This is a genomic window from Pseudomonas sp. KH_017 (assembly GCF_057840285.1).
The window spans coordinates 5,597,415-5,621,050 of sequence record NZ_CM174509.1 but is presented as its reverse complement, the minus strand read 5'-3'; the positions used below and the strand labels follow the sequence as shown (position 1 = coordinate 5,621,050).

Sequence of the window (23,636 nt, the reverse complement as noted above, 5' to 3'; positions counted from 1 at the left end):
GATTTAAAGCTTAAATAGAAAACAATTCATTGAAGGCGCGGGCACGGCGGGTCACCTCAGCCGTGCTCTGGGCACCGAACAGGCCATGCACCACCGCCAGCAGATCGACGCCATGGGCCACCAGTGGGGCGGCGTTATCCAGGGTGATGCCGCCGATCGCGCAGATCGGCAGGTGCAATTGCTTGCGGGCCTGGTCGAGCAGGTCAAGGCTGCAGGTCGGTGCGCCGGGCTTGGTGTTCGAATTGAAGAAGCGGCCGAAGGCGACGTAGCTGGCACCTTCCTTGGCGGCCTGTTCGGCCAGTTCGAGCTGCGCGTGGCAGGTCGAACCGATGATCGCCTGACGCCCGAGCAGTGCACGGGCCGGAGTCAGCGGGCCGTCGGTCTGGCCCAGGTGCACGCCCACGTTCAGACGTGCCGCCAATTCGGCGTCGTCGTTGATGATCAACTGCGTCTTGTAGCGTTCGCACAGCCCGCGCAAGGCTTCGGCCTCACGCAGGCGGCGGGCCTCGTCGCTGCTCTTGTCGCGGTATTGCAGCAAGGTGACGCCGCCTTCCAGCGCCGCCTCCACGTACTTGAGCAACTTACCGTCCAGCAAATGGCTGTCGGTAATGGCGTACAGGCCACGTAGTTTCATCGGGCAAGCCTCACCGCATTACAAATAGAAGTTACGAACAGAAATCCAGTGGCAATCGTCGCGGCACAAACTGGCCTTTGCCCAACTGCTCGGCATCACGCAGGGTCCGCCATGTGTAGTTAAGCGCGGTCTGCACGGCACTGGCGAGGTTTTCGCCTTGGGCCAGACGACCGGCCAGCGCACTGGCCAGGGTGCAGCCGGAACCGTGATAGCTGCCCGGCAAGCGCTGGCAGGTAAAGGTTTCGCGCAAGCCGTCGCGGCTGTACAGGCGATTGTGGATTTCGGTTTCGTCGCCATGGCCGCCGGTGATCAGCAGGTGTTTGACGAACGGCAAGAGTTTTTCAGCGCACTCGTCCGCGGTGCCTTCTGGCAGTTCAGCGAGGATGCGGGCTTCGGGAAGGTTGGGGGTCGCAATGATCGACAAAGGCAGCAGGCGTTCGCGCATGGCATAGCCGACTTCGTCCTTGCCCAGGCGTCCGCCGCCGCCGGCGCGCAGCACCGGGTCGCAGACCACTGGCAAATGCGGGTGCGCCGAAAGCAGTTCGACCACGGTGTCGACCATTTCCAGGGAACCGAGCATGCCCAGTTTGACCGCAGCGACTTCGGAGTCGTTGAGCACGGCATTGGCCTGGGCCAGTACCCACTCACGGTCGAGGACGCGGAAGTCAGTGACATTGACGGTGTCTTGCACGGTCAGCGCGGTGACGGCCGGAGCCGCATGGCAACCCTGAGCGAGCAGGGCTTCGATATCTGCCTGCAAGCCGGCGCCACCACTTGGGTCGTGGCCGGAGAGACAGAGGACAACGGGGCGAGAGCTGTAGATATTCATGGTGCGCGAGCTTACCACCAAACCTGTTTTGCGGGTGTTGTGGCAGTGCAGTTGATCGATACATTGTGGCGAGGGGACGGGTCCCCTCGCCACAGTGATTTCCCTGCCATTGATAATCGTTCATTGATATCGCTGGAACGCCCGTTCTAGAGCCTTTTCAGGAAAAATTTCAATGGTGTTTAATGGCTATCAACAGCTATGCTAAAGTGGATCCAAACCAATAACAGGTGATACCGGTTTTACGTCTGCTCAAAAGGAATGGGGGGCTTCCTGACAGAACCGGACAGGCCACGCTGGGGCTTCAATGCACTATTTGCTGATGTTGCTGTTGTGTTTGCCCCTCCTGGCAAACGCCGTCGAGTTCGATGAGTCCACTCAAAGCCTCCCCTTGGGCCGTACCCTGCAGGTCTATGAGGACGCAGGTGGTCAGGCAACCATCGCGGATATCCGTGCACAAGCGGCGGCCGGCAACTTCAAGCCGCACCACAAAGACACGCTCAACGCCGGGTACTCGCGTTCAGTGTTCTGGCTGAAAATCGACCTGCATTACCGTCCGGTCAATCCGGCGGCGCAACGGACCTGGCTGCTGGAACTGGCCTATCCGCCCCTCGATCATCTCGATCTCTATTTGCCCGATGCGGCCGGCAACTATCAGTTGGTCAGGCAGACCGGCGATGCCTTGCCGTTCGCCAGTCGCGAGATTCATCAGAACAGCTATTTGTTCGACCTGACGTTCAAACCTGACCAGGCCGAAACCGTATTCCTGCGCTTGCAAAGCGAAGGCTCGATCCAGGCACCGGTCACCTTGTGGTCGAGCACCGCCTACCTCGAAGAGCAGCCCTTGCGCCTCTACGTACTGGGGCTGATCTATGGCGTGCTGCTGGGGATGCTGGTCTACAACCTGTTCATCTACCTCAGCGTGCGCGACACCAGTTACCTCTACTACATCTTCTATATCGCCTCGTTCGGTTTGTATCAGCTGTCGGTAAACGGTGCGGCCGTGCAGTATTTCTGGCCGGACAGTCCGTGGTGGGCCAATGCTGCGACGCCGTTTTTCATCGGCTGTGCGGGACTGTTCGGCAGTCAGTTCGCCCGCAGTTTCTTGCAGATTTCTACCCACAGTCGCTGGCTCGACCGCTTGTTGCTGGCGCTGGTTGCCTTCGGTGCGCTGGTGGTCGGCCTGTCATTGATGACCAGCTACGCCCTGGCCTTGCGCCTGGCCACGGCCCTGGCGCTGGCATTCACTGTGGTGATTTTTGCCGCCGGGATCTTTGCCTGGCTGCGGGGCCTGCGCGTGGCGCGGTATTTCATCATCGCCTGGTCGGCGTTTTTGCTCGGCGGCATCGTCAATACGCTGATGGTGCTGGGCTACCTGCCGAACGTGTTCCTGACCATGTATTCCAGCCAGATCGGCTCGGCCATCGAAGTGGCCTTGCTGTCCCTGGCGCTGGCCGACCGCATCAACGACATGCGCGAGCAGCAGGCGCAAACGCTGTTCGACGCCAGTCAGAAGCTTGAAGTCCTCAACCAGCAACTGGCTCGCAGCAACAAGCTCAAGGACGAATTCCTTGCCACCCTGACCCACGAACTGCGCACGCCCATGAACGGGGTGATCGGTTCGCTGGAGCTGATGCAGACGGTCGAGATGGACCCGGAGCTCGAGCAGTATCAGCAAACGGCTTCGGGATCGGCGCGGGACATGATGCGCATGGTCAACGGCATCCTCACCCTTACGGAGTTGCAGGCCGGCAAACTCAAGGCCTCGGCCGACACCTTCAGTTTGCGCGGTATGGTCGAGGCACTGCGCACGCAGTTCGAGGGCAACGCATCGGGCAAGTCACTGGACTTCAAGGTCGATGTCGCGCCAGGTGTGCCGGATCGTTTGCACGGCGACAACGTCAAGATCGCGCAGTGCCTGGAATGTCTGCTGGATAACGCCATCAAGTTCACCCGGATCGGCGGCCTGGCCTTGCGGGTGATCGGCAAGGCCATTGAGCCCGACCGGCTGGCGTTGACCTTTGCGGTGATCGACACGGGTATTGGTTTCACCGATTTGGGGGAGGCCACGATGTATCAACGGTTCTTCCAGCTCGATGGCTCGATGACCCGTGAATACGGTGGCCTGGGTGTTGGTCTGGCGATTTGCCGACAGTTGATCGAGTTGCTGGGTGGACGCCTGACGCATCGCACCGAGCCAGGACGCGGCAGCCGGTTTCAGCTGGATGTGGAAGTTGGGCTGGCGGTGGCCGAACGTCCGGTGACGCCGTTGATGACCGGGGATTTTCCGCGCCTGCGCTTGCCTCAGGATTGTGCGGTGCTGTTGGTGGATGACAACAGCATCAGCCAGTTGGTGATGCGCGGTATGTTGCTCAAGCTGGGGTTCCGCGTGCGTACGGCCGATAGCGCCTACGTTGCGCTCGATCTCTTGCAGCGCGAAGTGTTTGACGCAGTGCTGGTCGATTGTCAGTTGCCGCTGCAGGACGGTGAGTCGGTGTGCTGCCAGATCCGCGCGTTGCCGGGTTATACCGAACTGCCGCTGTTCATGATCGCTCTGGGCGGTGACCGTGAGCGCTGCTCGATCGGCGCGGTGATTGATCACTTGAGCAAGCCGGTGAAATTCGAAGACTTGCAGGCCGCGCTCTACCGCCGTGTGCTCTGCTCGCAATAGGGCGAAAGCGCCGACAGTTAGGCGCATATGACACTTTGTTCAGCCGGGGGGCGGTGCTTAACTGAAGTCCCTTGGCCGACCAAAGGAGCCCTGTCATGAACCTGCATCAGTTCGCCGAAACCCACGAAGTCACCAACCAGCCACCGTCACTGGACGGCGCCAACCTGTACCGCATCGACTTGCCGTTGCAGGAATGGTCGCGGCGGTTCGGGGCCGGTTGGGCCGAATCGCGGATCGACGCCTATGGCGCGCTGGCCGGTGGCCCGTTGATGGAGGCCGGGTTCCTCGCCAATCAGAACAAGCCGGTGTTCAACAGCCATGACCGGTTTGGTCATCGCATCGACCTGGTGGAATTTCATCCGGCCTATCACCAATTGATGCGCACGGCGGTCGAACACGGCCTGACCTCGCTGCCCTGGGCGCACCCGCAGGACGGCGCCCATGTGGCCCGCGCTTCCATGACTTACTTACACAGCCAGGCCGAGGCCGGCAGCGGCTGCCCGCTGACCATGACCTTCGCCAGCGTTCCGGCCATGCGTCTGCAACCGGACCTGGCGGAAAAGTGGCTGCCGAAAATCCTCGCCACCGAATACGACCCGCGCAACGTCGGCATGGCCCACAAGGCCGGGGTCACCATCGGCATGGCCATGACCGAGAAGCAGGGCGGCACCGATGTGCGGGCCAATACCACCAAGGCGTATCCGGTCGGTGCCAGCGGTCCGGGCCAGGCCTATGAACTGGTCGGGCACAAATGGTTTTGCTCGGCGCCGATGTGCGACGCCTTCCTGACCCTGGCGCAGACCGACAAGGGCCTGACCTGTTTCCTGCTGCCGCGCCATCGTCCGGACGACACGCGCAATCAGTTCTATATCCAGCGCCTGAAGAACAAGCTCGGCAATTGCTCCAACGCCTCCAGCGAAGTGGAGTTCCGTGGCGCACTGGCGTGGATGGTCGGTGAAGAGGGCCGTGGCGTTCCGACGATCATCGAGATGGTCGCCATGACCCGCTTCGATTGCATGGTCGGTTCCAGTTCGCTGATGCGTCAGGCGCTGACTCAGGCCAGCCATCACTGCGCTCACCGTTCGGTTGGCGGCAAGCTGCTCAGCGAACAGCCGTTGATGCAGAACGTGCTGGCGGATCTGGCGCTGGAAAGCGAAGCCGCCCTGGCCTTGAGCCTGCGCATGGGGCGGGCGCTGGATCATCTGGACGATTCGCAGGAAGCCAAGTTCGCCCGGCTGGTGACTGCGGTGGGCAAATACTGGATCTGCAAGCGGGCGCCGGCCATGATCAACGAAGCGGCCGAATGCATGGGTGGCGCGGGTTATGTCGAAGACAGCATCCTGCCGCGGCTTTACCGCGAGGCACCGGTGAATTCGACGTGGGAAGGTTCCGGCAACGTACAGTGCCTCGACGTGCTGCGGGCCCTGTCGAAAGAGCCGGGTGTGCTCGATGCGCTGTTCAGCGAGTTGGGCGATGGCCATGGCGACAAGCGCCTGGCAGCGCACATCAATCAATTGCAGGCGGCCTTCAAGGACACCAGCGACATTCAGTACCGTGCCCGCCAACTGACTGAAGACATCGCGCTGGGGTTGCAGGCGAAGTTGTTGTTGGAAGCAGGGAATGCGGTGGTCAGTGATGCGTTTATTGCAAGTCGTCTGGATGGTGGCGGCCGAGTGTATGGCGCATTGCCACGCGGCCTGGATGTGAAAGCCATTGTCGCCCGCTCGACTCCACAAGGCTTCTGATCACGATTGCATGATTGCCACTGGACCCATGTGGGAGCGGGCTTGCTCGCGAAGGCGTCGGGTCAGTCACTGAAAATATTGACTGGTCTACCGTCATCGCGGGCAAGCCCGCTCCCACAGGGTTTGTCTGCGCTGAATAAATTGAGGTACCGCCATTAAGTAAGCCACTGTTCCCGTGAAGCGACGATGCAGGCAAGATGAAGGTCTGCAAGTCAGAACACAGGATGCTGATCGTGACCGAAGCTTTTATTGTCGTTCAAACCGCCGAGCAAGCCGTGGACCGGCTTGCACACTTGCACAATCGTGCAACCACCGCGCTGAGTCAGGCGCTCAAGCGTTACCTCAAGGATCGCGTCGAGCCTGATGCCGAACAGCGAGCGTTGTTCCGTTATCCCGAACTGCGACTGACCTACCACTGCCAGGGCGAAGTCCCGCAGACCACCCGAGCCTACGCCAAGGTCCAGCTGCCGGGCACCTACAGCGTTACCGTCACCCATCCATCGGCTTTCCGTAAATACCTGCTGGAACAGCTCGTTCCGCTGATGCACGACTTCACCGTGACCGTCGAAGTCGGTGTCAGTCAGCAGAACATTCCGTATCCGTATGTGGTCGAGCAGGGCGATGAGCTGGGAGGTTCCGGCGTCACCGCCGCCGTGCTGGCGCGGGTGTTCCCGAGTACCGACCTGTCGGCGGCGACCGACGGCATTGCCGATGGTTTGTACGATTGGGAAAATACCGATCCGCTGCCACTGGCCCTGTTCGATGCCGCGCGGGTGGATTTCTCCCTGCGCCGACTGGTGCATTACACCGGCAGCGACTGGCGTCATGTGCAGCCGTGGATCCTGCTGACCAACTATCACCGCTACGTCGACCAGTTCATCGTCCATGGCCTGGAACAATTGCGCAGCGATCCGCGTTTTGTGCGCATGGTCCTGCCGGGCAACGTGATCATCGAAAAAAGCATGGATCACGGCGAAGCTTCGGCGATTGCCGCCGGGGTGGTCTGGCACCGCTACCAGATGCCGGCCTATCACCTGATCGCCAGTGACGGCCACGGTGTGACCCTGGTCAACATCGGTGTCGGCCCGTCCAACGCCAAGAACATCACCGACCACCTGGCCGTGCTGCGCCCGCATTGCTGGCTGATGATCGGTCACTGCGGCGGCCTGCGTCAGTCGCAGACCATTGGCGATTACGTGCTGGCGCATGCCTACATGCGTCGCGACGGGATTCTCGACCGGGTAGTGCCGCCGAACATTCCGATTCCGGCGTTGGCCGAAGTGCAACTCGCGCTTCAGCAAGCGGCGGCCAACGTCACCGGCGAGAAGGGCGACGAACTGAAGAAACGCCTGCGTACCGGTACCGTGCTGACCTACGACGACCGTAACTGGGAACTGCGCTGGGCGCAGGAACGACCGCTGATCAACCTGTCCCGCGCCGTGGCGGTGGACATGGAAAGCGGCACCATCGCAGCGCAAGGTTATCGTTTGCGGGTGCCGTACGGCACGTTGCTGTGCGTATCGGACAAGCCGCTGCACAGCGAAATCAAGCTGCCGGGCTCGGCCAACGCCTTCTATGAGCGCGCGGTCAGCCAGCACTTGAAGATCGGTATCGAGGCGGTGGATCTGTTACGCACCGAACTCAACTCACTGCACTCGCGCAAACTGCGCAGCTTCGACGAGCCGCCGTTCCGCTGATTTGTCGATGGTCATTTAACGGTCGGGCTACTAGCATTAGCAGCCCTGACCCTTAGATGTTGTTTTGCCCATGTCGCGTCCACCTCGTCCAACTTCCCGTCGCCCTGGCGCGAAACCTTCACCTTCAGCCCCGCGCCGTGTCGCCAAGGCACCACCGGCCGAGCCGAAGCTGATCCTGTTCAACAAACCTTTCGATGTGCTGACGCAATTCAGCGACGGCGAAGGGCGCGCGACCCTCAAGGATTACATCGATGTACCGGGAATCTATCCGGCCGGACGGCTGGACCGTGACAGCGAAGGCTTGTTGCTGCTGACCAACGACGGCCAGCTTCAGGCGCGGATCGCCGACCCGAAACACAAGCTGGCCAAGACCTATTGGGTGCAGGTCGAGGGTGAGCCGGACGCCGAGCAGTTGCAGCGTTTGCGCGATGGCGTGGAGTTGAACGATGGCATGACCCTGCCCGCCGAGGCGCGGCAACTGGACGAGCCTGAACTGTGGCCGCGCAATCCGCCGGTGCGCTTTCGTAAAAGCGTGCCGACCAGTTGGCTGGAGTTGGTGATTCGCGAAGGGCGCAACCGGCAGGTGCGGCGCATGACCGCGGCGGTCGGGTTACCGACTTTGCGCCTGGTACGGGTCAGAATCGGCGACTGGACGATCGAAGGACTCGATCAGGGACAGTGGAAAGAAGTGCCGGCGCGCTTATAACGTGCCGGATTCGATCAGGCCGATCACCACGCTCTTGATCACGAACGCCGCCACGCCCAGGCCCAGCACGAAGAACAGAATGAACGAGCCAAAGCGCCCGGCCTTGGACTTCTTCGCCAGATCCCAGACGATGAAACCCATGAAAATGATCAGGATGCTGACCAGTCCGGTCATCATCCACTCTTCGAAAACGGCAGGATCCATCGAACATCTCCAGCGCGGGCGTGGCTAAAAGGGCGCGGGGAGTATACGCCTGCGCGGGTTCGCGCTGTATTGACCTGTGTCGGTGTGTCGCAGTCATTCGTCGCCTGTGCCGGCCCCATCGTCGGAACGCCGCCCGGAGCAAGCTCGCTCCCACAATGAATCTCCAGCGCATGTGAGATCCCTGTGGGAGCGAGCTTGCTCGCGATGGCGCCTTCAGCTACGCAGATGAGTCAAAGGCAGTTCGGTGCTATTCAAAACCTGATTCAGCACAAAACTCGAGCGCACGCTGGTCACGCCTTCAATCCGCGTCAGATGCCCCAGCAACAGTTTCTGGTAGTGATCCATGTCCGGCACTACGACCTTGAGTTGATAGTCGGCATCCATCCCGGTCACCAGGCTGCATTCGAGCACTTGGGGCAGGGTGCGGATGGCCGCTTCGAAATTCTCGAAACGCTCCGGCGTGTGACGGTCCATGCCGATCAACACGTAAGCGGTCAGGCTCAGGCCGAGCATCTTGCGGTCGAGCAGGGCGACCTGGCGGGAAATGTAGCCGTCGTCTTCCAGTTGCTTGACCCGCCGCGAGCACGGCGAAGGCGACAGGCCGATGCGCTCGGCCAGCTCCTGGTTGGAAATGCGTGCGTCGCGCTGCAATTCCGCCAGAATACTCAGGTCATAACGGTCGAGCTTGCTCATCAAACGGTCCTTTGTCGTAACTATTGCGGAGGATTATGTATCCGGGGTTAAAAATTGCGCAAGTGATGTTTAATTCAGCAATCTTCGCAATCCCCTGCCGGTGCTCCCGGCCTATTCTTATCACCAGAATCACTGCTCGGACAAACAGTCCAGTGCGGCTCGCCGAATCAGGCCCGCCGCGGTCGCCACCCCCACCGGGGATGTGTCGGCCCCCGAGCTACACACTGTCCAGAAGACGGCGTGAGGTGAGCCGACGCCACAAGTGTCGAGCCAGGACGAAGTTCTCTAAGGGGAGGCCGACGGGTCTCCCCTTTTTCTTGCGTGGAATTTGACCCGCTGGCCTCAATAAATAAGTTGCGTGACAGATAACCTGTCGCAGAACCGACCTCTGCTTTCCCAGTCTTATGTACAGGCCCTAACCCTCAATGAGGAAAAGCATGAAGTCGCGCATCTGGCGTTTGGCCGGCGTTGGTTTGCTGTGTGTCAGTGTCACCGCGCAAACGATGGCCGATGAGCCGCAAAACCGTGGCCATGATGGCGGGCAACACGGCCAGGGTGGGCATCAGGGCGATAACCAGGGCCATGGTGGCAGCAACCAGACACACCCGAAAAATGGCCAGCAGCAGAATCAGCCCCGTGCGCAAAACAACGACAATCGCCAGTACGATCACAACGGCCAGAATCAACGTCAGGGCAATGACCAGAGGCAGAACCTTCCAGCGCCGGATTTCAACAGCCAGGTGCGATCGCCGCTACCCATGCCGCAGATGCCTGCCACTGACATGCCAATCCAGCCCCGGCCCGACACCGTGCGCCAGAGCCAGCAGCCGCAGCGCGGTTACTATCAGGACCAGCCGCGTCGCAACGATTACAACCAGCGCAGGAATGGCTACACAGTCGCACCGTCCTATGACAATTACGGGCAGGGGCGCCCGAGTGGATACGGTAACAGCTGGGGGCCAGGCCCCAGGTATCGCCCCGGCCAAGTGATCGATCGCTTCCCCGAGCGCAACTTCCGCGTGCCTTACCGTGGCATGGATTACTACTATTCCGGTGGCTACTGGTATCGCCCGCTGGGCCCGCGTTATGAGGTGGTAGAGCCACCGCGCGGGATTCGCGTCAGATACCTGCCCGATTACGCCCAGCAAGTGTGGATCGGCGGGGTATTGCTGTTTCTCGCGGCCGGTTCGTATTACGCCTATCAAGAAAGCACTCAGGACTACGTTGTGGTCGAGCCGCCGGTTGGTCAACCGCAGTCGCAACCACCAGCCGCCAGTAATGGTTATGACGTGGAGGCGTATCCAGCCAACGGTCAATCGCCGGAGCAGGTCAGTCGGGATGGTTACGAGTGTTATCAATACGCGGTGCAGCAGAGTGGTTTCGATCCACGAACCGCCACTTACCAGCCAGACCCGTCGGTGGTGCAAGCCTACCGACAGGCCCAGGGCAACTGCCTGAGCAGTCGCGGTTATCAGGTGACCTACTGATCCCGGGCGGCTTTCACCACTTCCTTCGGGTCGGCGTGCACCAGTACTTCGGCTCGCGGGTAGGCGCTGTGAATGGCTGCGGCAGCCTGATCGCTGATGCCGTGGGCAACGGATAGCGTCAGTTCCCCCGGCAGCTCCAGATGCAACTGCACAAACCACTGGTTGCCGGAGATGCGCGTGCGCAGGTCATGGGCACCCAACACGCCGGGCACGCTGCACGCCAATTCCAGCATGTGCTGGCTGACTTCCGGCGGCAGTTCTTCATCCATCAACACCGCGAAGCTCTCTCGGGCAATCTGCACCGCGCTCCACAGAATGTAGACGGCGATTCCCAGACCGAACCAGGGGTCGACCTGATGCAGTCCAAACCCGGCCAACACCAGCGCGATCAGAATGCTGCCGTTGAGCAGCAGGTCCGAACGGTAGTGCAGCGAGTCGGCACGCACGGCGTTGGAGCCCGTGGCCTTGATCACCCGATGTTGCAGCATCAGCAAGGCCAGGGTCAGGACGAGGGAGAACACAATCACGCCGATACTGATCCACGGCGCGCCGACCGGTTCCGGATGTTTGAGCCGATCAATGGCCTGCAATGCAATCAGTACCGCACTGCCGCCTATGAACAACGCCTGGGCCATGCCCGCCAACGACTCGGCCTTGCCGTGCCCGTAGCGATGATCATTGTCGGCGGGGCGCAGGGCGTAATGCACCGCCAGCAGGTTGAGCAATGACGTGACGCCGTCGAGAGTCGAGTCGGTGAGCCCGGCGAGCATGCTCACCGAGCCGCTCAGCCACCAGGCGATGGCTTTGGCGACGATCAGGATGCACGCCACCGCCACCGAGGCACGGGTCGCCAGCCGCAGCAGGCGGGCGTGTTCGGAGCTGGAGGTCATAGAGGCCATCGTTCCTTGGAGAGTCCTTTCGCGCGTAGGGATTACGCGGCGGGTTGCAGGCCGAACATCGCCAGTTGCTGGGCGCTGCCTTTGCTCTGGATCAGGCGTGGATCGTCCAGCGGGAAGCTACGGCCCAGTTCGCTTTCCAGAATAGTCTGCAACTTGCGGTTATCGACCTTGCCGTCGGCGCCGATGGCTTCCTTGAGTTTTTCCGGTGCAACTTGTGCGGTCTCTCCCGGCGCGTAGTAAATCGCGCCGGTGGCGAAGTCCACGGCAAACGCGATCAGGCCGGGGATGATGTAGAACAGCAGACCCACGGCGTCGAGCGCGGCGATGGCCGGGTCGATCTTGCCTTCGATCTGGCCACGGCGATCCGGATAGAAGATCGAACCGCAGGCGGTCACTTGAGTCAGCAAGGTTGCGACCAGAACACCGCCAATCAGGCGAAAGGGAACACGCATATGAAATCTCCTGAGTAGAACGCCAAGAACGTTACTGGTTAGAGCCCAGACTACGCCAAACAGTTCGCCGTTATACTCGCCGCTCTGTTTGGGAGCCAGCATGATTTCTTTGCCGATCGATGAAGTTTTACCCGCCCTGCGTGAAGCCCTCGCTACACGCCACGAAGCCGTGCTCGAAGCGCCGCCCGGTGCCGGTAAAACCACGCGCGTACCTTTGGCCTTGCTCAACGAGTCGTGGCTGGCCGGGCAGACCATCCTGATGCTCGAACCCCGCCGGTTGGCCGCGCGTGCAGCGGCGGAGCGGCTGGCCAGTGAGTTGGGGGAGAAGGTCGGCGAAACCGTGGGCTATCGCATTCGGCTCGACAGCAAGGTCGGCCCCAACACCCGTATCGAAGTGGTCACCGAAGGCATCCTCACCCGGCGTTTGCAGGACGACCCGGCGCTCGATGGCGTGGGCCTGCTGATCTTCGATGAGTTTCACGAACGCAGCCTCGACGCTGATCTGGCGCTGGCCCTGAGCCTCAATGGCCGCGAACTGTTTCGTGACGATCAGCCGCTGAAAATCCTCTTGATGTCGGCCACGCTCGAAGGCGAACGCTTGGCCGGGTTGCTCGACGACGCACCGATCCTGCGTAGCGAAGGACGCATGTTCCCGGTGGCGATGCGCTGGGGTCGGCCGTTTCAGGCCGGTGAGTTCATCGAGCCGCGTCTGGTGCAGACCATCCTCGAAGCCTTGAACGACGAGACCGGCAGCGTGCTGGTGTTCCTGCCGGGGCAGGCTGAAATCCGCCGCGTGCATCAGCAACTGGCCGATGCCTTGGGCGAAAACACTCAGGTTCTACTGTGCCCGTTGCACGGAGAACTGGACCTCGTCGCGCAACGGGCCGCGATCGATCCGGCACCGGCGGGCAAGCGCAAAGTGGTGCTGGCCACCAACATCGCCGAAACCAGTTTGACCATCAATGGCGTGCGCGTGGTGATCGATGCCGGGCTGGCACGGGTGCCGCGTTTCGATCCCGGCAGTGGCATGACCCGTCTCGACACCCAGCGCATTTCCAAGGCCAGCGCCACCCAGCGCGCGGGCCGGGCCGGGCGCCTGGAGCCCGGCGTGTGTTATCGCTTGTGGTCCCAGGATCAGCACGAGCAACTGGCGGCCTATGGCAGTGCGGAAATCCTTTCGGCGGACCTCGCCGGGTTGGCCTTGCAACTGGGACGCTGGGGCGTGACGCCCGGGCAACTGGTGTGGCTCGACGTACCGCCGGCCGCCGCTTATGCACAGGCCCAGGATCTGCTCGAACGCCTGGGGGCGCTGGAGGGTGAAGCGCTGACCCGTCATGGTCAGGCCATGGCCGAACTGCCGGCGCATCCGCGCATCGCGCATTTACTGTTGCGCGGCCAGGCGCTGGGACTGGCGGACATGGCCTGCGATGTCGCGGCACTGCTCGGCGAGCGCGATATCTTGCGCGGCGCCGGGGCGGACTTGCACAGCCGACTGGTATTGCTGTCTGGCGAAGAGCGCGCCGCACGGGGTGCCCAGGGCGGGGTGCAGCGCGCACGGCAACTGGCGCGGCAGTATCGTGGTTACCTGCGCGGCAAAGCGACGGAGCCGGTCAGCGATCCGGATCACCCGCGCTGGCTCGGCGCGTTGCTGGCGCTGGCCTATCCCGACCGCGTCGCCCAGCAACGGCGCGCCGGTGGTGCGGAGTATCGTTTGGCCAACGGACGTGCCGCACTGTTCGCCGAGACCGACAGCCTGATGAAGCAAGCGTGGCTGGTGATCGCCGATCTGGGCAGTCGCCAGGGCCAGCGTGAGGAGCGGATTTATCTGGCGACGGACTTCGATCCGGCGCTCTTCGATTCAGTGTTGGCCGAGCAGGTGCGCTGCGTCGATCAACTGGATTGGGATGAGCGTGAAGGCGTGCTGCGGGCCGAACGTCAGCGCAAGGTTGGCGAACTGATCCTCAGTCGCGAGCCACTGACCGGCCTCGACGAAACCGCCCGCAGCCAGGCGCTGGTGAACCTGGTGCGGCGCAAAGGCCTGGAGCTGTTGCCGTGGAACCCGGAGCTGCGTCAGTGGCAGGCGCGGGTCGCCTTGTTACGGCAGCTGGACCTCGCCGGCAAGGGCGAGAGCGAGTGGCCGGATGTCAGCGACGCGGCGTTGCTCAAGAGTCTGGAGCATTGGCTGATGCCGTATCTGGGCAAGGTTTCGCGGCTCAGTCACTTCGCTAATCTGGACCTGTCGAGCATCGTCCGTAACCTGCTGCCGTGGCCGCTGCCGCAGCGGCTGGACGAACTGGCGCCCCATCATTTGAGCGTACCGTCGGGCTCTTCGATTCGTCTGGACTACAGCGAACAGCCGCCGATTCTGGCGGTGCGTTTGCAGGAATTGTTCGGCCTGGCCGAGACCCCGCGCATTGCCGGGGGGCGGCAAGTGGTCAAACTGCATCTGTTGTCCCCGGCGCGGCGGCCGGTGCAGGTGACTCAGGACCTGGCCAACTTCTGGCGCAGCACCTATGCCGAGGTGAAGAAGGATTTGAAGGGGCGTTATCCGAAGCATTACTGGCCGGATGATCCGCTGGTGGCCGAAGCCACCGCGCGGATAAAGCCGCGAAAGTAGTTATGAGGCAGGTCTTTCAGCCTTGGCGGTCAGTTGTTCGCGGCAATAGTCCGCAAACAACTGCGCCGGTTTGGTCAGTTGCCCGCGCTTGAGCCATGCCGCCACCAGCCCGGATCCGGTGACGTCTTCGGCGATGTCCACGCACACGACTTTCTGCCCGTCGTAGGTGCACTCCGAATGCGGCTTGGTCACCAGTATCGAAAAACCAAACCCCTGGCCAACCATGCCGCGCACCATCTCAATCGATGGTGAACTGAAGGCGATGCGCGGCGTCAGGCCCAGCTCATCGAACAGGCTGACGAAATAGGTCCGGCTCGGCTGCACATCCAGAAGAATCATCGGCTCCAGGCACAAATCCCGCAGCGACACTTGCGCCTGCTGGGCAAAGCGGTGATCCGCCGGCAGCAGCGCGTAGGGTCGTTGCGCCGGCATCAGCGGTTCGGTTTCGATGGTGCCGTCGAGGTCGTGTTCATAGAGGATCGCCAGATCGAAGGCGCCGGAGGTCAGGCCCTGTACTAACTCCTGCTGCTCACCATCGCGGATGCGGATTTCCACCCCCGGGTACAACGCCGAAAACCCGGCGATCAATTGTGGCAGGTACAGCGGCGCGACGGTTTCGAAACAGCCGATATCAATCTGCCCGGACACCACGTCGTTGTCGGCCAGGGCGTTCTGTTCGAATTCCTTGGCCATGCGCAGAAGTTCCTGGGCCTTGCGGTAGAAGCGTGCACCACTGGGGGTCAACGACACGCCCTGGGCGTGATGGCGGATCAGCAGTTGCACGCCGAAACTGTCTTCCAGCCCTTTGATGGCCGTGGAGATCGAAGGCTGGGCGATGTACAGCTTGCGCGAGGCCTCGGCGACGCTGCCGCACTCGACGGTGGTGATGAAGTATTTCAGTTGACGCAGATTGTAGGCAGCCACAGCAAACCTCGGGGGAGAACGGATCAGGCATCCTGGCAATTTGCGCGCCACCCCTATCCGCTCGGGTAGCGATTTGTTGTGTTTGAACAATAACCACATGCTGCGCCAGAAGGGAGATTGGCTACGTAGTTTTTTCTTGGCCTGCGAACACATTTTTACTGGTTTTCCACCGCTTGGGCCTGAGCGACTATCCAATACACAAGAATGTCCTCTGGAGCATCTGAACGTGTTCGAGCTTGAGTATTGGCAACGCAAGGCCGCTTCCCTGCGGTTTCCCGACCAGGCCGTGATCGACGGCCAGCGCCGCGCGGCGCAGTCGGGGCAGACTTTCGCCGCGATCAACCCTGCCACCGGGCAATGCCTGGCCAACGTGGCGGCCTGCGGCGAAGAAGACGTGAACGCGGCGGTGCACAATGCACGGCAGGTCTTCGAGGCTGGCACCTGGGCTGCGCGCTCGCCGACCGAACGCAAGCAAGTGCTATTGCGCCTGGCCGACCTGATCCTCGAAAACCGTGAAGAGCTGGCGCTGCTCGATTCGCTGAACATGGGCAAGCCCGTCACGGACGCCTACAACATCGACGTGCCGGGTGCCGCTGGCGTGTTCTGCTGGTACGCCGAAAGCCTCGACAAACTCTACGATCAGGTCGCGCCGAGTGCGCAGAACGTACTGGCAACCATTACTCGCGAAGCCTTGGGCGTCGTGGCTGCCGTGGTGCCGTGGAATTTCCCCCTGGACATGGCAGCGTGGAAACTCGCCCCGGCCCTGGCCGCCGGTAACTCGGTGATCCTCAAACCGGCCGAGCAGTCGCCGTTTTCCGCCCTGCGCCTGGCTGAGCTGGCGCTGGAGGCGGGGATTCCGGCAGGCGTACTCAACGTACTGCCGGGTCTCGGCGAGCAGACCGGCAAGGCCCTCGGCCTGCACCCGGACGTCGATTGCCTGGTGTTCACCGGCTCCACCGAAGTCGGCAAATATTTCATGCAGTACTCGGCTCAGTCGAACCTCAAGCAGGTGTGGCTGGAGTGCGGCGGCAAGAGTGCGAACCTGGTGTTCGCCGATTGTCAGGACCTCGATCTGGCTGCGGAAAAAGCCGCGTTCGGCATCTTCTTCAATCAGGGCGAAGTCTGCTCGGCCAACTCGCGGTTGCTGGTGCAACGCTCGATCCATGACGAGTTTGTCGAACGCCTCAAGGCCCAGGCCGAACGCTGGTTGCCGGGCGATCCGCTGGACCCGTCGAGCGCCGCCGGGGCCATCGTCGACAGCCGGCAGACCGCGCGCATCATGAAGTTCATCCAGCAGGCCGAACAGCAAGGTGCGACCAAAGTTTGTGGTGGTCGGCAGTCGATCTTCAACGGCTCGGACAACTTCATCCAGCCGACGATTTTCACCGGTGTGACCCCGGACATGCCGCTGTTTCGCGATGAAGTGTTCGGCCCGGTGTTGGCGATCACGGCATTCGACGACGAGGCCCACGCCTTGCAACTGGCCAACGACAGCGTCTACGGTCTGGCGGCTTCGCTGTGGACCGACGACCTCAACCGCGCCCACCGTGTGGCGCGACAATTGCGGGCCGGTACGGTGTCGGTCAACAGCGTCGATGCGCTGGACGTGACCGTGCCTTTTGGCGGCGGCAAGCAGTCGGGTTTCGGCCGCGACCTGTCCCTGCATTCATTCGATAAATACACCCAGTTGAAGACCACCTGGTTTCAATTGCGCTGATAACAAAACGGAGAACTGGCGATGACCACACCACGTGACACCCGCGACTACCAGGCCGCCGACGCTGCGCACCACATCCATGCGTTCGTCGATCAGAAAGCCCTCAACGACGAAGGGCCACGGGTGATGGTCCGTGGCGAACGCCTGCACCTGTGGGACAACGATGGCCGGCGTTACCTCGACGGCATGTCCGGGTTGTGGTGCACCAACCTCGGTTACGGGCGCAAGGACCTGGCGGCTGCGGCTTCGCAACAGTTGGAACAGCTGCCGTACTACAACATGTTTTTCCACACCACTCACCCGCAGGTGATCGAGCTGTCCGAGCTGCTGTTCAGCCTGCTGCCGGCTCACTACAGCCACGCGATCTACACCAACTCCGGTTCCGAAGCCAACGAGGTGTTGATCCGCACGGTGCGTCGTTACTGGCAGGTGCTCGGCAAGCCCGAGAAGAAAATCATGATCGGTCGCTGGAACGGTTACCACGGTTCGACCCTGGCCGCGACGGCGCTGGGCGGTATGAAGTTCATGCACGAAATGGGCGGCATGATTCCGGACATCGAGCACATCGACGAGCCGTACTTCTTCGCCCACGAAGGCAACCTGACCCCAGCCGAATTCGGTCTGCGCGCGGCACAGCAACTGGAAGCGAAGATTCTCGAACTGGGTGCGGACAAGGTCGCGGGCTTCATCGCAGAACCGTTCCAGGGCGCCGGCGGGATGATCTTCCCGCCGGAAAGCTACTGGCCGGAAATCCAGCGCATCTGCCGCAAGTACGACGTATTGCTGTGCGCCGATGAAGTGATCGGCGGCTTCGGTCGTACCGGCGAATGGTTCGCCCACGAGTACTTCGGTTTCGAGCCGGACACCCTGTCCATCGCCAAGGGCCTGACCTCGGGCTACATCCCCATGGGCGGCCTGATCCTGTCGAAGAAAATGGCCTCGGTGCTGGTGGAGCAGGGCGGCGTGTTTGCCCACGGCCTGACCTATTCCGGACACCCGGTGGCGGCGGCGGTGGCGATTGCCAACCTCAAGGCGCTGCGTGATGAAGGCGTGGTGACGCGGGTCAAGGACGACATCGGCCCATACCTGCAACAGTGCCTGCGCGAAGTGTTCGGCAAGCACCCGCTGGTGGGTGACATCCAGGGCACCGGCATGGTCGCGGCGCTGCAACTGGCCGAAGACAAATCCACTCGCAAGCGTTTCGCCAACGAGAACGACATCGCCTGGCGTTGCCGTACGATCGGCTTCGAAGAAGGGGTGATCATTCGCTCGACCTTGGGCCGGATGATCATGGCGCCGGCGTTGATTGCCAGTCGTGAAGAGATTGATGAGCTGATCGGCAAGACCCTGAAAGCGCTGGATCGTACGGCGCAGGAATACGGTCGGCTCTGACTTTGTAGCGCTCTTGCGGGCCTCTTCGCGGGCAAGCCCGCTCCCACAGGTTATGTGTAATGCCCAAATATTGCGGCCGGCACAAATCCTGTGGGAGCGGGCTTGCTCGCGAATGCCATGGCCCATTCAACACATTTTTAACGCCTTGCACCCACCTCGGGCATCCCTGCCCACAGCGCCCTTTCGCGGTGCGCGCTAACGAGTTTTTTCATCGTTCGCATCCACATATTTCCTCATTTTCCTAATCCCGCCCTTGGGCCAACATCGATCTCGCCAGCCCGCCGAATGCTGCCCGCCGAAGGGTCCCAGAGAGACCACAGGTTGCAGCCGATTCAGGGCTCGCCGTACTGCCCATGACAAAACTAAATCAACAGCTTTGGGAGTGCTCCATGATCAAGTCCTTGCTTACCCGCGTTGCCCATCCACTGGCGGTCACCGCCATCGCCGCGACGGTCGCCACCAGCGCCCAGGCCGGCACCCTGTCCATCGGTCATACCACCTGGGTCGGCTACGGCACCCTGTACCTGGCCCAGGACCTTGGCTACTTCAAGGAAAACGGTTTGACCGTCGAGTTGCCGGTGGTCGAAGAAGCGGCGATGTACATGGCCGCACAAGCGTCCGGCGAGTTGTCCGGCTCGGCGTCGACCATCGACGAGGTGCTCAAGTACCGTCCGCAATTCTGCTTCAAGGCCGTGGCCGCGCTGGACGACAGCCATGGTGGCGACGGCGTGCTGGTAGGCAAGGATGTCAAGAGCCTGCAGGAGCTCAAGGGCAAGGCCGTTGCGGTCAACGAAGGTTCGACCTCGCAGTTCTGGCTGTCCTATCTGCTGAAAAAACACGGCATGAGCATGAGCGACATCACCGTGCAAAACATGACGGCCGACGATGCCGCCACTGCGTTCATCGCCGGTCGCGTACCCGCCGCCGTGACCTGGGAACCACACTTGTCGATGGTTCGTGACAAGAAACAGGGCAAGGTGCTGATCGACAGCAGCAGCACACCGGGGGTGATCGTCGATGTGGTCGCACTGAACTGCAGCGTGATCGAAAAGCAGCCGGAAGACGTCAAGGCCCTGGTGGCCGGTTTGTACAAAGCCGTGCAGTACACCAAGGATCATCCACAGGAAGCCTACAAAATCATGGCCAAGGGTGTCGGCGGTTACCTGGCCGATCCGAAGGAAATGGAAGCGGCCGCCCAGGGCGTGCGTTTCTACGATCAGGCCATGAGCGAAAAACTGCTGGGCTCGCCGGGCAAACCGGGTGACAGCGCACCGTTGATCAAACTGGCCAACGAGACCGCCAGCGAGTTGCAAGGCAAGCCCTACAACGTCAGCAATGACGACCTGATCGACAACCGTTTCGTCACCCCGCTCTAGGAGGCTGCATGTTCAAGCGCAATTCATGGCTGAGCCGCTGCATCACGCCCAAGACCGGTTTGCCGGTCTCGGTGATCTGGAGCGCGAGCGGCCTGGCCTGGGTGCTGTTGGTCGGCCTGTGGGCCGGCTTGTCCTACGGTGGCGTGGTGCCGGGCATGTTCCTGCCGACGCCGGGCGCGGTGGTCGAGGCCGCCGTACGCCTGGGGCGCGACGGCACCCTCGGCCAGCATGTGTGGGCCAGCGTCGAAGTGGTGATGGTCGGTTTCATCGTGTCGTCCCTGGTGGCGGTGCCGTTGGGGCTGTTGATGGGCAGCTTCCGCATCGTCCAGGCCTTCCTTGAGCCGCTGGTGAATTTCATTCGCTACCTGCCGGTGACCTCGTTCGTGCCGCTGTTCATCCTGTGGATCGGCATCGGTCTGGAGCAGCGGGTGTCGGTGATCATCTTCGGCGTGTTCTTCCAGCAACTGGTGATGATCGCGGATGTGTCCAAAGGCATCTCCAAGGACCTGATCAACGCCTCCTACACCTTGGGTTCGAACCGCCGCGATGCGGTGTTGCACGTGATCGCTCCGGCTTCGCTACCCGGCGTGCTCGACACCCTGCGCGTGACCATGGGCTGGGCCTGGACCTACCTGGTGGTGGCTGAACTGGTCGCCGCTTCCAGTGGCCTGGGATACCTGAGCCTCAAGGCCATGCGTGGCTTCCAGGTGGATGTGATTTTCCTCGCCATCGCGATCATCGGTCTGCTGGGCCTGGTCACCGATCAACTGTTTCGTTTCCTACGTCTGAGGATCACCGCATGGGCTCAGTAACCGCCGCCACTCATCGTTTTACCGCCCCTCATGCTGCCCCGGTGAACGCGCCTCGGCTGAAGGTGGACAAGGTCAGCCTGAGTTACAAGAAACCCGATGGCGGTACTTTTACCGCGTTGGAGGAAGTGTCGTTCGAGGTGCCGGACCAGCAATTCGCCGTACTGGTCGGACCTTCGGGTTGCGGCAAGTCGAGCCTGCTGTACCTCACCGCCGGCCTGGCCGAACCGACCTCGGGCGAGATTTACGTCGGCGGCCAACAGGTGGAAGGCCCCGGTGCGGACCGCGGCATGGTGTTCCAGAGCTACACGTTGTTCCCGTGGCTGACGGTGCGGCAGAACGTCGAGTTCGGCCTCAAGCGGCGCGGCATGCCGGCGGCGCAACGCAAGGACATCGTCGATTACTACGTCAACGAGGTGGGCCTGAGCGGCTTTGCCGACAACTACGCCAAGCAGTTGTCCGGCGGCATGATGCAGCGCGTCGCCATTGCCCGGGCACTGGCCAATGACCCGCAGATCCTGCTGATGGACGAACCCTTCGGCGCCCTCGACAGCCAGACGCGCCTGCAAATGCAGCAGTTGCTACTGCGGGTGTGGGGCAACAGCAAGAAGACCGTGTTGTTCGTGACCCACGACATCGACGAGGCGATTCTGCTGGGTGACCGGGTGTATGTGATGGGCGCCAGACCGGGGCGGATCAAGCAGATCCTGGATGTGCCGATCGAGCGTCCACGCAACCTGGACATGGTCATGGAGCGCTCGTTCATCGAGATGAAGCGCGAGATCTTCGGGCTGCTGCATGATGATCTGGAGGAGGTGCATTAAGCCAGGTTTGCACAGACCCTGTGGGAGCGGGCTTGCTCGCGAAAACGGTGTATCAGACAACATTGATGTCGGATGTACTGGCCTCTTCGCGAGCAAGCCCGCTCCCACAGGTATTGTGTTGCCTCGGTGTCAGGGAGCGGCCGGCAACAGGAACCGCGCAATCACCGGCAGGTGATCGGAGATACGCAACGTATCATCCTGTCGCACCATCGCCTCGACCCGTTTGATCCTCGGGCTGTAGAACAGGTAGTCGACAGTCCGGTCCGGGCCGTTCAGCCCGGGATCGTTCGGGTAATGGGTCAGCCAGCGTTCGCGGTCGATACCACTGGCTTCGTTGTTGGTCGGGATCATCGGGTATTTGTCCCACAGCAAGTGCAACGGGCTGTCGACGGAGTAGGGCGCGCGTTGCGCTTCGGACAGGCGTCGATACTGGCCCAGCGGCAACAGGTTGAAATCCCCACCAATCAGCCACGGCGTGCCACGGCTTTCGAGTTTATCGAGGGCCCTGGCCACGGCGTTCACCTGGTTCTGCAAGGTGTTGTCGGCTCGATTGGCACGGTCCAGATGAGTATTGAGCACCGCTATTTGCCCGCCATCACTCAACGGCAAATAACTCACCAGCAAGGCGTCTTTGGGTTTGAATTGACGGCTGAGCGGATTGCCCGACGTGATGGGCAGTTGTAGCCGTTCGGCATGTTCGATCTGGTAACGGCTCAGGGTTGCCAGTTGCCGGCCGACACTGCCGAAAATCTGCGGGTTCGGCACGAAGTCGGCCTTCCAGTCGAACGCGCTGGTGCCACACGGATACAAGTCGGCGAGGCGTTCTTGCAGCAGTTTGAACTGGTGCTGGTAATCGCTGGCCTTGGCGCCGTCGTCCAGTTCCTGCAACAGCACGATGTCCGGCTGTTCGTCGCGAATCACCCGCGCCACTTCGTCGAGGCTGAAGGCCATGTCTTCCGCTGTGGGGCGCTCGTCGGTACCGGCGGCCAGGTCATTCCAGAATACGTAGCGCTTACCGGCCAGGTACTGGACGTTCCAGGTCATCACCTTCAACGCCTGCCCGGGGACCAGGGAGGGGGCCTGGGCACTGCAACTGACTGGCGACACTTCTTTGGCATCGGGGCGCCAGGTCAGGCTGTAGATCATCACGGTGATCAGGCCGGTCACGATCAGCAGGCCCAGCAGGGTGTAGCGCAGTAGACGGGTCATGGCTCGACTTATTAGCGTTACAGGATTATTGCCGAGCATACCCGAGAGCGATGGTCGTGCCCAAGGTCAGAGCGAGCTGTCATTTCTCTCAGGCAACGGGTTGATCAGCATGAACAACCGGAACAGCACCACGCTGGTAAACAGCTGCAGGAAACTGTGGGCGCTGTCGATCAGCACTGAAACCACCGGGTTCTGAGGTTCCGGGTACGCCGCCAGCGTCACGCCTTTGAGCAGCCACAACGGCCCCATCACACACAGAATGCACAGCAGGATGCGCAAGAAATGCCCTTGGGTCATGCGCAGGCTTTCCTTCATGGCCGCCAGCGGCGCCAGGCCGCGCAACACCAGCAGGTATTCGCCAAACGCCAGGGTCACCATCAGGTAGATACCCGGCAGGAAATACAGCGACAGGCCCAGCAGAATCAGCACGGTATTGAGCGCCGTCAGCAGGGCGAAGCGCGGCCACAGGTAGGCGGACCTAGACAGCAGCTCGCGGTTGCTCGGCGATTCGCCGCGGCTGCGAGCATCGAGAAACAGAATCAGCGCGGCGGTGTACAGCGGGTACACCAGCAAGCCGACAATCACGCTGATGCCGGGGAAACTGTCCGGCTCGGTGGAATGGTCGACCACTTGTTGCAGCAGTGCCTCAAGCATCACCAGCGGCAGGCACAGCTGCACGATCTGGCGCAGATTGCGCTTGAAGAAATACAGGGAGTCACGCAGCACATCTAACGGATTCATCAGTTGGTATCGC

The 23,636-nt window shown here is 61.7% G+C and carries 20 protein-coding genes; 11 read left to right on the top strand and 9 right to left on the bottom strand.

Translation table 11 applies throughout. The annotated features are described in order from the left end of the window. Window positions 1–10: 10 nt before the first annotated feature. The gene (thiE, locus tag AC3IT6_RS25600; RefSeq protein ID WP_489353526.1) at window positions 11–634 is read right to left on the bottom strand and encodes a thiamine phosphate synthase; all 624 of its coding nucleotides are present in this window, start codon (window positions 632–634) and stop codon (window positions 11–13) included. Window positions 635–665: 31 nt separating this feature from the next. Beyond that, window positions 666–1,463, bottom strand: a complete 798-nt coding sequence (locus tag AC3IT6_RS25595; protein ID WP_057713171.1) for a hydroxymethylpyrimidine/phosphomethylpyrimidine kinase — start codon at window positions 1,461–1,463, stop codon at window positions 666–668. Between the two features lie 304 nt (window positions 1,464–1,767). Between AC3IT6_RS25595 and AC3IT6_RS25590 the strand changes: the two genes are divergently transcribed. The 4 genes from AC3IT6_RS25590 (at window position 1,768) to AC3IT6_RS25575 (ending at window position 8,279) form a co-directional block, all read left to right on the top strand. After that, the gene (locus AC3IT6_RS25590) at window positions 1,768–4,131 is read left to right on the top strand and encodes a 7TM diverse intracellular signaling domain-containing protein (protein ID WP_489353525.1); all 2,364 of its coding nucleotides are present in this window, start codon (window positions 1,768–1,770) and stop codon (window positions 4,129–4,131) included. Between the two features lie 95 nt (window positions 4,132–4,226). Further along, window positions 4,227–5,876 carry an acyl-CoA dehydrogenase family protein gene (locus tag AC3IT6_RS25585; protein ID WP_489353524.1) on the top strand — a complete coding sequence of 550 codons (1,650 nt, stop codon included), beginning with the start codon at window positions 4,227–4,229 and terminating at the stop codon, window positions 5,874–5,876. A gap of 197 nt (window positions 5,877–6,073) precedes the next feature. Further along, the gene (gene amn / locus AC3IT6_RS25580) at window positions 6,074–7,573 is read left to right on the top strand and encodes an AMP nucleosidase (protein ID WP_191624916.1); all 1,500 of its coding nucleotides are present in this window, start codon (window positions 6,074–6,076) and stop codon (window positions 7,571–7,573) included. Between the two features lie 70 nt (window positions 7,574–7,643). Beyond that, window positions 7,644–8,279 (top strand): pseudouridine synthase, encoded by a 636-nt coding sequence (locus AC3IT6_RS25575; RefSeq protein ID WP_489353523.1) that lies wholly within the window; start codon window positions 7,644–7,646, stop codon window positions 8,277–8,279. Here AC3IT6_RS25575 and AC3IT6_RS25570 read toward each other — a convergent pair. Next, window positions 8,274–8,483 carry a DUF2788 domain-containing protein gene (locus AC3IT6_RS25570; protein ID WP_007937369.1) on the bottom strand — a complete coding sequence of 70 codons (210 nt, stop codon included), beginning with the start codon at window positions 8,481–8,483 and terminating at the stop codon, window positions 8,274–8,276. The genes AC3IT6_RS25575 and AC3IT6_RS25570 overlap by 6 nt on opposite strands. 213 nt (window positions 8,484–8,696) lie before the next feature. Then, on the bottom strand, window positions 8,697–9,176 hold the full coding sequence (locus AC3IT6_RS25565) for an Lrp/AsnC family transcriptional regulator (RefSeq protein ID WP_007937367.1): 480 nt from the start codon (window positions 9,174–9,176) through the stop codon (window positions 8,697–8,699). A 437-nt stretch (window positions 9,177–9,613) separates the two neighbouring features. Here AC3IT6_RS25565 and AC3IT6_RS25560 point away from each other — a divergent pair, with 437 nt between their 5' ends. Continuing rightward, window positions 9,614–10,663, top strand: coding sequence for a DUF6515 family protein (locus AC3IT6_RS25560; protein ID WP_489353522.1), 1,050 nt, complete (start codon window positions 9,614–9,616; stop codon window positions 10,661–10,663). On the opposite strand, the gene AC3IT6_RS25555 is transcribed toward AC3IT6_RS25560, so the two are convergent. Together AC3IT6_RS25555 and AC3IT6_RS25550 are read right to left on the bottom strand one after the other, a co-directional pair. Continuing rightward, on the bottom strand, window positions 10,657–11,553 hold the full coding sequence (locus tag AC3IT6_RS25555) for a cation diffusion facilitator family transporter (RefSeq protein WP_223449056.1): 897 nt from the start codon (window positions 11,551–11,553) through the stop codon (window positions 10,657–10,659). The genes AC3IT6_RS25560 and AC3IT6_RS25555 overlap by 7 nt on opposite strands. Window positions 11,554–11,594: 41 nt before the next feature. Continuing rightward, complete coding sequence (locus AC3IT6_RS25550) at window positions 11,595–12,014, bottom strand: polyribonucleotide nucleotidyltransferase (protein WP_489353521.1); 420 nt, start codon at window positions 12,012–12,014, stop codon at window positions 11,595–11,597. 100 nt (window positions 12,015–12,114) lie between these two features. Here AC3IT6_RS25550 and hrpB point away from each other — a divergent pair, with 100 nt between their 5' ends. Further along, window positions 12,115–14,631, top strand: a complete 2,517-nt coding sequence (hrpB, locus tag AC3IT6_RS25545) for an ATP-dependent helicase HrpB (RefSeq protein ID WP_489353520.1) — start codon at window positions 12,115–12,117, stop codon at window positions 14,629–14,631. Here the strand turns inward: hrpB and AC3IT6_RS25540 are convergent, their stop codons facing one another. Then, window positions 14,632–15,555, bottom strand: coding sequence for a LysR family transcriptional regulator (locus AC3IT6_RS25540; RefSeq protein WP_489353519.1), 924 nt, complete (start codon window positions 15,553–15,555; stop codon window positions 14,632–14,634). Window positions 15,556–15,781: 226 nt separating this feature from the next. On the opposite strand from AC3IT6_RS25540, the gene AC3IT6_RS25535 reads away from it, so the two are divergent. The 5 genes from AC3IT6_RS25535 (at window position 15,782) to AC3IT6_RS25515 (ending at window position 21,673) form a co-directional block, all read left to right on the top strand. Next, window positions 15,782–17,272: an aldehyde dehydrogenase gene (locus AC3IT6_RS25535; RefSeq protein WP_489353518.1), complete on the top strand. Its 1,491-nt coding sequence runs from the start codon at window positions 15,782–15,784 to the stop codon at window positions 17,270–17,272. 21 nt (window positions 17,273–17,293) lie between these two features. Further along, window positions 17,294–18,664, top strand: coding sequence for an aspartate aminotransferase family protein (locus AC3IT6_RS25530; RefSeq protein ID WP_489353517.1), 1,371 nt, complete (start codon window positions 17,294–17,296; stop codon window positions 18,662–18,664). A gap of 389 nt (window positions 18,665–19,053) precedes the next feature. Then, window positions 19,054–20,040 (top strand): ABC transporter substrate-binding protein, encoded by a 987-nt coding sequence (locus tag AC3IT6_RS25525; RefSeq protein ID WP_150672692.1) that lies wholly within the window; start codon window positions 19,054–19,056, stop codon window positions 20,038–20,040. A gap of 8 nt (window positions 20,041–20,048) precedes the next feature. Next, a complete protein-coding gene (locus tag AC3IT6_RS25520; RefSeq protein ID WP_007990681.1) occupies window positions 20,049–20,852 on the top strand; it encodes an ABC transporter permease in 804 nt (267 codons plus the stop codon). Beyond that, the gene (locus AC3IT6_RS25515) at window positions 20,840–21,673 is read left to right on the top strand and encodes an ABC transporter ATP-binding protein (protein ID WP_046041715.1); all 834 of its coding nucleotides are present in this window, start codon (window positions 20,840–20,842) and stop codon (window positions 21,671–21,673) included. Before AC3IT6_RS25520 ends, AC3IT6_RS25515 begins: the two co-directional genes overlap by 13 nt. Before the next feature lie 129 nt (window positions 21,674–21,802). Here AC3IT6_RS25515 and AC3IT6_RS25510 read toward each other — a convergent pair whose 3' ends face one another. After that, window positions 21,803–22,882, bottom strand: coding sequence for an endonuclease/exonuclease/phosphatase family protein (locus AC3IT6_RS25510; protein WP_489353516.1), 1,080 nt, complete (start codon window positions 22,880–22,882; stop codon window positions 21,803–21,805). Between the two features lie 66 nt (window positions 22,883–22,948). Then, on the bottom strand, window positions 22,949–23,623 hold the full coding sequence (locus AC3IT6_RS25505; protein ID WP_353741629.1) for a YciC family protein: 675 nt from the start codon (window positions 23,621–23,623) through the stop codon (window positions 22,949–22,951). Window positions 23,624–23,636 lie beyond the last annotated feature (13 nt).